This window comes from Acinetobacter sp. YH12236, assembly GCF_013417645.1.
Classification (GTDB): Bacteria; Pseudomonadota; Gammaproteobacteria; order Pseudomonadales; family Moraxellaceae; genus Acinetobacter.
Genome location: NZ_VPDM01000054.1, coordinates 1 through 9847, shown reverse-complemented (window position 1 = coordinate 9847; position 9847 = coordinate 1). Strand labels below are relative to the sequence as shown.

Here is a 9847-nt window from a genome sequence, read left to right as displayed (position 1 = left end):
AGGGATAAGGGCAAATTGTAGGTTTTATCTCAGGTTCAAATTTAAGATTTTAGCAGCACTCCAAACTCTACAATTTGCGTATAGTGGTAGCTAATCACTATATCAATCAAGATACAAGAAGCACTGCTTCGCAAGAGGGTAATTAATCACCTCTCCTAACAAGAGAGGGAATTTCTTTTAACGGTTATTCATCAACACATAACGTCCATTTTCATAAATCCAGTAACTTCCGCGTGGTGGTGCCGGTAATCCCAAACGCTGCCAGTCAGTAATCACTGTATATCTCGAACTTTCAATGTAGGCCACATTTGGATCACCATTAACCCAACTATAGCTATTGGAATTCTGGTAAATCGTGGTCGGTGCCTGATACTGGATATTGAACCCGCTTTGGCTCTGTGCAGGAGGATAATATCCGCCATGGGATGGACGTTGCGGATAATAAGGCCGCTGCGAATGAGGCGGCTGTGGTGCATAATGAGGACGCGATGGAGGACGATGTTGAGGTTTAGAACGATCAACACCAGTATAGCCTACCCAGGCATTATCCGCCCAAGCGGGCACCGCAATACCAAACAGGAATGAAGCCAGCAATGCACCTGAAGCTAATTTTTTCATAAGTGCGTCCTCCAAAGATTTCTGACCATATTTTAACCAAAATCCATGCAGAAAATATGGATAAATTCCCTGCTGCTGCAAAGTTTTGTAATTGATTCCATGACTTTAACAGGCTTGCGTGATGAGCGCTGAAGTGCGTATGCTAATATCACTTTTTTAATGCTTTGAGTTGCATACTGTGTCTGATTTAAATTTCGATCGTTTATATGAATATTTTTGCAAGGTACCCAGTGTTCAAAAAGGACTGATTGATAGCTATGGCTCAGATGGGAAACAGGCCTGGTGGTTTAAATTTCAGATCAACGTTGATCATCCTTTAGCATGGCAAACTGTGCAGGAACTGGGTCATGTCCTGAACTATATTTCTAAAAATGAGCGCCTGCCGACTCAGTTTCTTCCAGTTTCTCCACCGCCTTATATGAATGGTGTAGCCAAAGATTTCCTGTCTTGGGTGATCCAGTGTAATCATGCTGACTTTCCACCGGATGTAGTGTGCGACTGGCTAGAAGCACGTTTGCCAAATCCGGTGGATGATGAATCTCAATGGAAAATCAAGACTGATATTTCTGAACTGGATGAGCTGACAGATAAAGAACTGGATCAATTGGTTCCGCCGAATCCAGAAAAATAACCCCCCTCATCCCAACCTTCTCCCATAGGGAGAAGGAGTTCCCTTTCCTTTCAGGAGAGGGCTAGGGAGAGGTCAATCAAAACGTCGACCAACCACTCCATTCCATAAAACGGTATAACCAGTATTTCCAGAATGACTCTTCAGCATATTGAGCATAGTCCACGCTCATGGAACGGCCATTCAAATTAGACCAGGCCGTATTGAAATACTGCTGCGCATCGCTAAAGACTTCTGCCTGAGGCTGACCCACCACACGCAGATTGGTTTCCAGATTATAATTTTTCAGGTTACGTGCCGTGAAATTGGCGGAACCTAAAATCATTTCAGCTTGCTGGGCACCGGATTTCATCAGAATTTTGTTGTGACATTGCTCGCCTTGAGTATTACACCAGCGTACCGGAATACCAGCTTTATGCAGTTCTGAAGCCACCTGCCGGTTAGGAATGCCATTTTTTTCACGACCAAATGCATCTTTATTTGGATCAAGTAAAACCCGAAGTTTCACTCCGCGCTCATGCGCTGCAATTAACCCTTTCACAATCTTACGTTCTGACAGATAGAACATGGCCAGATCAATCTGCTCATCTGCTTTCGCCGTTTCAAGCAGCTTTAGAACTCCCTCATAAATGGCTTTTTCAGTCAACACCTGAACTTGAGGCTGGTTTTTTTCCGCTTCAAACTCACCTGCAATCACAGCCGGCATATTGGCTTGAGACATGATCCCAACCGCCTGTTCTGTCGCAAGAATATCAATTGCTGTTCTGCCCCAGACCAGTAGACCAATATTGGAATGCCGTGAACTGCCATCATGTGGGTTCATTGAAGTGACCAGTGCTTTCCAGCCTTGATCTGTATCGACGACCAGTGTTTTACGATGATTGGCTTTGAAATTAAACAAGTCGAAATAACTGCGTAAGGTCACTTTTTCTGGACCAAATGGATTCGGCAACCAGCCTTTTTCCGGATTATTGCCAATCCCCTGACAGCACAGATACCAGAAACCTGACCAGCTTGGATTAGAAGCACGCAACGGTGTCAGATTGGTTTCGATTACATCTACTCCCGCCTGACGCAGTTCACGATAATGCTGTGCTGTAATTCCACCGTAGACAGAATTAATCGGATCGGTAATAAATTTGATTTCCACTTCAGGCTGCATTAATCGCTTGTTAAGTAAGGCCTCTGTGAGCTGTTTGCTGAGTGCCTGATGTTCCTGTTTAGAGGCACCGGTTTGCTGATTAAACAGGAACATATCCAGCACGATCAGGGATTTTGCTTCCTCAACCATCTTCAGCATTTCATTAAAAATCTGATGATCCAGTTGTTGCTTGCCCTGTGCATCCAGATAAGTCTGATCGACCAGAAATTTCACCTGTGCATGGCGCAGCTTACCCGTGTAATTCAGCCCTTCAGGTAAGGATTTATAAGTATGATAAATTGCTGAAGCCAGATAACTGGCCATCAGCACACCAATGATCAAGGCCGCATAACGGCGGTTTGACCAGTTCAGTTTATTGTGAATTCGTTGAAAGATACGCATAAGAAAAAACCTAACCCAATATGCTCAGGCTAGGTTTAATCTGATGATTTTTCAAGTCTATTTCAGTGACAGTACTTGGATTCGGTCAGTTATTTCAACTGAATCCTAGAAATCATATTGTACGCCGACTGTGAAATTACGTCCGACTTGCGGAATATTCGATAGGAATGAGCTATGCGAATAGACCTGATCATCCAGCAGATTATTGGCTTTAAAATAAACCCGATAGGCATTTTTATCAGCAATGCTATTAGCGTAGCTTAGACCGACATTGACCATGTTATAGCCTTGGGTTTCATCTTCATAACTGGCCGTTTTGTCCTGATTAAAGACATGATAATACTCTGCCATTCCTGACCAGCCATCGGCAAAGTCTGCTTCAACCTTGGTTCCTAAGCGGCCTGCTGGAATACGGGGTGCATTTTCACCCTCAATTTTGCCGCGTACATAATCACCGAACACACCAAACTTGTATGTGTCATTTAATGCATAAGTAGCTTCCGCTTCAGCCCCATAGAAACGAGCTTTATCTTGAGTATATTCTACCCCACGCAAATTTCCATTTCTGGCCGTAGTCGCACCGTAGATATAGTCATCAAACCAGTTATGGTAAATATGCGCATGATAATCCAGCTTATCACCTTCATATTCGAAACCCAGCTCTAGGTTATTCGAGCTTTCTTTTTCCAGATCAGGATTACCGACTTCATAGGTATTGGTGGCAAAATGCAGGCCATTGGCATACAACTCTTGCGCCAATGGTAAACGTTGCTGATGTGAACCTACAATGGATAACTTATAGTTCGGGGCAAATTCCCAATTCGCAGCAGCAGAAGCAGAGACGCCCGTGCCTGAATAATTTTTCTGTTCAGATTCAACCTGTACTTTTTGATGATCAACACGTGCACCCAATTCGACATGCACATCGCCGAGTTGTTTATGCTCTAAGGCAAACAGACTGTATTTTTCAGTTTTGGTATCTGGCATGACCACGCTTGAACCATGGACATGATGTTCTTCATCATCCTCGTCACCATCTTCATGATGATCATGTTCTGTAGCAGCCAGATTGATTTTCTGCTGGCTATATTGGGTGCCAATTACGCCCTCCCAACCAGCAACCGGAACATGGACTAGTTCTAGACGGCCATCGTAGCCTTTGCTTTTGAAATTACTGATGACTTCATTTTCTTCCAGCTCATCATGCTCATAATCGGTAAAACTGGCATGGGCACGTAACTTGTCAAAACCGGCAAAAGGCTGTTCCAGTTCAGTACGTACTTCATAACGTTCAGATTTCAGATCTACCCATGGTCCGCCATGCTCTTCTTCATGTTCTGCGGCAACACCCGGCTTTGAACAGCCATGGAAATGATCACCATGTAATACACAGCCATGATATTCATGACTATGCCCCGGCAAGCCATATTCATCCTGACGGTTACTATAAGATAGCCCCACAAAACCACGATCATGAATCCATGATCCACCAATATTTACGGTCTGGCCTTCAGCAAAGGTATTACCTACACGACGTTCTTTTTCTAATTCATCACCATGCTCATGAACATAATCCGGAGCAATATAGTCATTGGCCTTATGTTTAGTACCTTCGACACGCAGGGCAAAATTTTCACCGACTGCAGCAGTCACGCCTGCACTTGCCAGTTTTTCATCACTGCCCGAGTTGTAACGTAGTCCAACAGTCCCTTCCAGACCATCTTCCGGCATTTGGGTTGGGATTTTCTGGTCAGTGACATTGACCAGACCACCGACGGTTCCCGCGCTATAAAGCAAAGTTGATGGGCCGCGAATCACTTCGACCTGTTTGGCCAGAATCGGATCGACTGTCACTGCATGGTCAGGAGATAGAGTAGATACATCAGCCGTTTCGGAGGCATGCTGCAAAACTTTGACACGTGGACCATCCTGGCCTCGAATTACCGGTCGGCTCGCTCCGGTTCCATACTGATTTGAATACACCCCAAGTTCATCTGCCAGCGCATCACCAATAGTCGTCGCACGTTCAGATAAAGCTTTCTGGTCCACCATCAGATCAGCAACTGCAAAATCTGCCGCAGTCTGTACCAGTGGATGAGCTTGTACCTGAATGGTATCCATGGTTTGTACAGGAATAGAAGAAGATGACTGTTCAGCAAATACTGTAGGCGCAACTACAGCAAAAATTGAGAGTGTTATTAGATTCTTAGAAAAGGACATGACCCAAGCTCAAATTCAGCAATTTCGAATATTGTTATAATATAACATTTCATTGTTTTTGCAATCCTTTACGATAATCAATGAGATATTTTATTAGAATGTCATTTGAATATTTTTCATTGTAGTAAAACACTATTTTTTATGCCCTTTACTTTATCACATGCTGTACTCGCACCGCCTATTTCATATTTGACCGGCAACCGGCTACCTGTTGCTGCGCTAGCGATTGGCAGTATGGTTCCTGATCTGTACCGTCTTTTTACCCATAAGAATTCTAATATTACTCATTTATGGTCTTCGCTGATTCACCCTGATTTATGGATTGGTCTTATTTTTTGTGCGGTCTGGTACCTGATTTACCGGCCAGTGATTTATCGTTTTATTGGCATACAACATGATTTAAATATTCATAATCTATTTTCAGCATTCAAATTTATTTGCGCTATGTGTATTGCAGTGATGATTGGGACAGCAACCCATATTATTTGGGATGGTCTCACCCATGTGGATTTTCGAACCTTTGCCTTTTATGACATTCTCAGCCAGCAGTATCAAATTTTAGGGCGAACTTATCCTCTACACCGGATTTTGCAGATCGGGACTTCTGCTCTGGCTCTGCCTTTTATTCTATGGATGAGTCTGCATTACTATAAAACTCACCAGCAATATTTAAGCGTCAGTCACAAGATCCTCCTCTTTTGCTGGGGTCTATTCGGTCTATCTACGCTCACAGGTTTATTTTCGACATGGGACTATATGCGCTACATTCCGGATGAGGTCTGGCGATCTGATCTGTATTATTTTACCGGCCGCTCTATCAATGAATTTAGCCAGGGCTTTTTAATCACCTTTAGTCTGGGCTGTCTGCTATTTTTATTTCTGGATCGTGATCGGCGTATGGGCTAGGAAAATCTCTCACTTCCTGCTTATTCACTTTAAAATGATACTGTTTTTGCCTCAAGTTCTTGTGACAACATGCCCAAAGAGGCATAATCCTACCTTTGCTAAAGGCGGTACGCTGTTTACGTATACGCTTCCTTAACCCATATAGTTGGATTTTTAACGCTATGATGCGAACTCATTACTGCGGTTCTTTAACCGAAGCTCAAATTGACCAGACCGTAACATTATGCGGTTGGGTACACCGTCGCCGTGACCACGGTGGTGTCATCTTCCTTGACATGCGTGACCGTGACGGTCTTGTTCAAGTGGTTATCGACCCAGATACACCTGAAGCGTTTGCAACAGCAGACAAAGCACGTTCTGAATACGTATTAAAAATTACAGGCCGTGTACGTCGCCGTTATGCGGGTACTGAAAATGCCAACATGGTGAGTGGCCAAATCGAAGTATTGGGTAAAGAAATTGAAGTTCTTGCTCAGTCTGAAACTCCTCCATTCCCATTAAATGACGAAAACACAAGCATTTCTGAAGAAATCCGTTTGAAATATCGTTTCTTGGACATCCGTCGTCCTGAAATGATCGATCGTTTACGTTTCCGTTCTAAAGTGACCAACCTGATTCGTAACTATTTAGACGATCACGGTTTCCTGGACGTTGAAACTCCGATCTTGACTCGTGCGACCCCTGAAGGTGCGCGTGACTACTTAGTTCCAAGCCGTGTATCTAATGGTAGCTTCTATGCTCTTCCACAATCACCACAGCTGTTCAAACAGTTATTGATGGTAGGTGGTGTAGATCGTTACTACCAGATCGCAAAATGTTTCCGTGACGAAGACTTACGTGCGGATCGTCAGCCTGAATTCACTCAAATCGACATCGAAACATCGTTCATGAGCGATGACGATATTATGGATTTGATGGAAGGTATGACTGTTAAGATGTTCGACGAACTTCTTGGCATCAAATTCGACAAATTCCAACGTATGCCTTATTCAGAAGCAATGCGTGACTACGCTTCTGACAAACCAGACTTACGTATTCCTTTGAAACTCGTTGATGTTGCAGACTTGATGCAAGATGTTGAGTTCAAAGTATTCGCAGGTCCTGCTAAAGATCCTAAAGGCCGTATCGTTGCGCTTCGCGTACCAGGTGCGGGTTCACTGCCACGTAGCGCAATCGATGAATATACTAAATTCGTTGGTATCTACGGTGCGAAAGGTCTGGCTTACATCAAAGTCAACGAACTTGAAAAAGGTATCGAAGGTCTTCAATCACCTATCGTTAAATTCATCGAGCCTATCGTGCTGGATCTATTGAAACGTGTTGGTGCTGAAAATGGCGACATCGTATTCTTCGGTGCAGACAAAGCCAAAGTTGTGAATGATGCAATGGGCGCACTTCGTGTGAAAATTGGTCATGATATGAACCTTGCAACTTGCGAATGGGCTCCGCTTTGGGTAGTTGACTTCCCAATGTTCGAAGAAACTGATGATGGCAAATGGACTTCTGTTCACCATCCGTTCACGCTTCCTAAATCAAGCGTTGAAGATGTGAAGAATAATCCAGGCGAAGCATTGTCTGTTGCTTATGACATGGTATTGAATGGTACTGAAATCGGTGGTGGTTCATTGCGTATTTATACTTTAGAAATGCAAAAAGCGATCTTTGAAGCGCTGGGTATTTCTGAAGAAGAAGCAGAAGAAAAATTCAGCTTCTTATTAAATGCATTGAAATTCGGTGCGCCTCCTCACGGTGGTCTGGCATTCGGTCTGGATCGTCTGGTGATGCTAATGACTGGTGCTTCTTCAATCCGTGATGTGATTGCCTTCCCAAAAACCAAAACTGCTGAATGTCCATTGACTCAAGCACCTGCACCAGTTGAATCAACTCAACTGCGTGATTTGGGTATTCGCTTACGTGAAAAACCAAAAGCCGAATCTCAAGAATAATTTCTTGATGATTTGAGTAAAAAAGCCCTGTTCTAACAGGGCTTTTTTATTGCATTGAGAAGCCTGCACGACAGTGGCATAATAGCTTCAGTTTCTATTTTTAGGTAATTTGGCAATGGCGATGCGTCCTGCTGTTCGTAACCGTGGCATCATGCTGATCGTGTTTTCAGTCGTACAATGGCTGTTCATGCGCTATATCCTTGCAAACAACCTGTTTAACCTGGACACCAATGACCGTATCGTGTACTTCTGCCTCAGCAGTATTTTAGGTGCACTTGTCATTTTTGTAGGTTTGATTTATATGGTGCTTAAAGGCAATCCTGATCAAGAATCTTAATCAGGCAAGCTGCACACCATGTACGCATTACTCAAGAACTTCTCCAAACTCCCGTTAAGATTCATTCAAAATTTGGCGAAAAGTGTTGGATCACTTCTCTATATCACGAATTCATCGATTCGCCGTACTACAGAAATTAATTTAGGGATTGCCTATCCTGAACTGTCAGCATCGGAACGCACACGACTGGCAAAACGAAGTGTTCAAAGCCAATGCATGACCTATGCCGAGTCAGTCAAAATTTGGGGTTCTGAACCTGAGTTCGCATTAAAACAAATCCGGAATATTCATCATCCAGAAATTTTTACTGATGCACTGAAAAACCCGAATGGAACTTTAGCAGTCGTTCCTCATTTTGGTACTTGGGAGTTACTTAATGCCTGGGTGAATCAACACACTAGCCCTGTCATCATGTATAAACCGAGCAAAAATCCTGATGTCGATCGGTTTATGCTCGAAGCACGGCAACGTTTAAATGCTACCCTTGTTCCGACTGATGAAACGGGAGTAAGGGCTTTATTCAAGCATTTAAAACAGGGTGGCTTCGCTGCTATTCTTCCTGATCATGTGCCCAAAGAAAGTGGTGGTATTTACTCACCTTTTTATGGACAGAATGCTCTATCTTCTACCCTACTCTCTAAATTGGCTGCAAAAACCCAATGCTCTGTGATTGGCTTAAGCTGTTTACGTAATGATGATCTAAACGGCTTTGATATTCATGTAACTGAGTTATCAATTGATATTCTATCTAAAGACTTACAGCTTTCTGTAGATACCTTAAACAAGGAAATGGAGCGAATGATTAACATTGCTCCAGAGCAGTATTTGTGGGGTTATAAAAGGTTTAAGAAAGTTAAAAGCTAATTTAAATATTTTTTAATAAAAATATTTTCTATATCTTTATGACGGTCATATTGATGAATTATAGTTGATACGCGTCCATCTAAATCTAGGATCTCATTATTACAATTTAATATGATCTCATTTCTAGGAACTAAACCTACAGTTGAAATAATAGATTTAAGAGGATCACAATGAACGACATCTTCAAAATTATTAGAATAAAGCAATTTATTATGTATACCTTGATCATAATTAGAACGAACCATCTTGTAATAAGGTAAAGACATAAACTCATCAATCATTGTTTTTAAATACAACATAACAGACTTATGATCTCCTAAAGTGACTCCTGCACAACAGATTTTCTCTGATCCAATTTTATTGAGATATTGTTTCCCATATACGTCGCTAATCCACTTTATATGAAAATCATCTTGCCCAATTAGAATACGAGAATGTTCCATACCTAAGTATAATCCATTCAAATTATTATCAAATGGATTACGCTGTACAATCACATCTCGTGTGTCTGTCAACATAATATCTTCATTAGTACTTTTTAATAAAAGATAATTGTAATAATCAAAAAATCTCGAAACATGTGGTAGCCCGAGAAAATATATAAAATCTTTTTTCAGAGCGGGCTCTAAGTTAACAATAATACCACTTAGAATTTTTATTAGGGTCTGTTGACACTTACTGTTCATAATTAACCCTATAACGGTAGCCATAAAAATATACAGGCTAAGGCAACAGAACTTTGATAATTTCTTTTGAGCTTGTCATATCGAGTAGCTATTCCTCTA

9 protein-coding genes and 1 pseudogene are annotated in these 9847 nt (G+C 42.2%); 5 read left to right on the top strand and 5 right to left on the bottom strand.

The annotated features are described in order from the left end of the window. Window positions 1–177: 177 nt before the first annotated feature. Window positions 178–618: an RcnB family protein gene (locus FTV14_RS15195; protein ID WP_159124086.1), complete on the bottom strand. Its 441-nt coding sequence runs from the start codon at window positions 616–618 to the stop codon at window positions 178–180. A gap of 178 nt (window positions 619–796) precedes the next feature. Between FTV14_RS15195 and FTV14_RS15190 the strand changes: the two genes are divergently transcribed. After that, on the top strand, window positions 797–1249 hold the full coding sequence (locus FTV14_RS15190; protein ID WP_159124087.1) for a hypothetical protein: 453 nt from the start codon (window positions 797–799) through the stop codon (window positions 1247–1249). Window positions 1250–1325: 76 nt separating this feature from the next. Here FTV14_RS15190 and FTV14_RS15185 read toward each other — a convergent pair whose 3' ends face one another. After that, window positions 1326–2789: a phospholipase D family protein gene (locus FTV14_RS15185; protein WP_180054117.1), complete on the bottom strand. Its 1464-nt coding sequence runs from the start codon at window positions 2787–2789 to the stop codon at window positions 1326–1328. Between the two features lie 105 nt (window positions 2790–2894). After that, entirely contained in the window at window positions 2895–5009 is a 2115-nt protein-coding gene (gene znuD / locus FTV14_RS15180) for a zinc piracy TonB-dependent receptor ZnuD (RefSeq protein WP_180054116.1), read from the bottom strand. 141 nt (window positions 5010–5150) lie between these two features. On the opposite strand from znuD, the gene FTV14_RS15175 reads away from it, so the two are divergent. The 4 genes from FTV14_RS15175 (at window position 5151) to FTV14_RS15160 (ending at window position 9062) form a co-directional block, all read left to right on the top strand. Next, window positions 5151–5915, top strand: coding sequence for a DUF4184 family protein (locus tag FTV14_RS15175; protein ID WP_180054115.1), 765 nt, complete (start codon window positions 5151–5153; stop codon window positions 5913–5915). A 161-nt stretch (window positions 5916–6076) separates the two neighbouring features. Further along, window positions 6077–7861 (top strand): aspartate--tRNA ligase, encoded by a 1785-nt coding sequence (gene aspS, locus FTV14_RS15170; RefSeq protein ID WP_034704264.1) that lies wholly within the window; start codon window positions 6077–6079, stop codon window positions 7859–7861. Window positions 7862–7976: 115 nt separating this feature from the next. Beyond that, window positions 7977–8198: a hypothetical protein gene (locus FTV14_RS15165; RefSeq protein WP_005232078.1), complete on the top strand. Its 222-nt coding sequence runs from the start codon at window positions 7977–7979 to the stop codon at window positions 8196–8198. Between the two features lie 18 nt (window positions 8199–8216). Beyond that, entirely contained in the window at window positions 8217–9062 is an 846-nt protein-coding gene (locus FTV14_RS15160; protein ID WP_180054114.1) for a lysophospholipid acyltransferase family protein, read from the top strand. Here the strand turns inward: FTV14_RS15160 and FTV14_RS15155 are convergent. Both FTV14_RS15155 and FTV14_RS15150 read right to left on the bottom strand, forming a co-directional pair. After that, entirely contained in the window at window positions 9059–9580 is a 522-nt protein-coding gene (locus FTV14_RS15155) for a hypothetical protein (RefSeq protein WP_180054113.1), read from the bottom strand. The genes FTV14_RS15160 and FTV14_RS15155 overlap by 4 nt on opposite strands. A gap of 176 nt (window positions 9581–9756) precedes the next feature. After that, a pseudogene (locus FTV14_RS15150) lies at window positions 9757–9847 on the bottom strand (IS5/IS1182 family transposase); the annotation flags it as partial.

Coding starts and splice junctions, on each gene's coding strand:
- FTV14_RS15175 (WP_180054115.1), top strand. CDS start 5,151: ATGCCCTTTACTTTATCACATGCTGTACTCGCACCGCCTATTTCATAT.
- znuD (WP_180054116.1), bottom strand. CDS start 5,009: ATGTCCTTTTCTAAGAATCTAATAACACTCTCAATTTTTGCTGTAGTT.
- FTV14_RS15160 (WP_180054114.1), top strand. CDS start 8,217: ATGTACGCATTACTCAAGAACTTCTCCAAACTCCCGTTAAGATTCATT.
- FTV14_RS15165 (WP_005232078.1), top strand. CDS start 7,977: ATGGCGATGCGTCCTGCTGTTCGTAACCGTGGCATCATGCTGATCGTG.
- FTV14_RS15155 (WP_180054113.1), bottom strand. CDS start 9,580: ATGTTGACAGACACACGAGATGTGATTGTACAGCGTAATCCATTTGAT.
- aspS (WP_034704264.1), top strand. CDS start 6,077: ATGATGCGAACTCATTACTGCGGTTCTTTAACCGAAGCTCAAATTGAC.
- FTV14_RS15195 (WP_159124086.1), bottom strand. CDS start 618: ATGAAAAAATTAGCTTCAGGTGCATTGCTGGCTTCATTCCTGTTTGGT.
- FTV14_RS15185 (WP_180054117.1), bottom strand. CDS start 2,789: ATGCGTATCTTTCAACGAATTCACAATAAACTGAACTGGTCAAACCGC.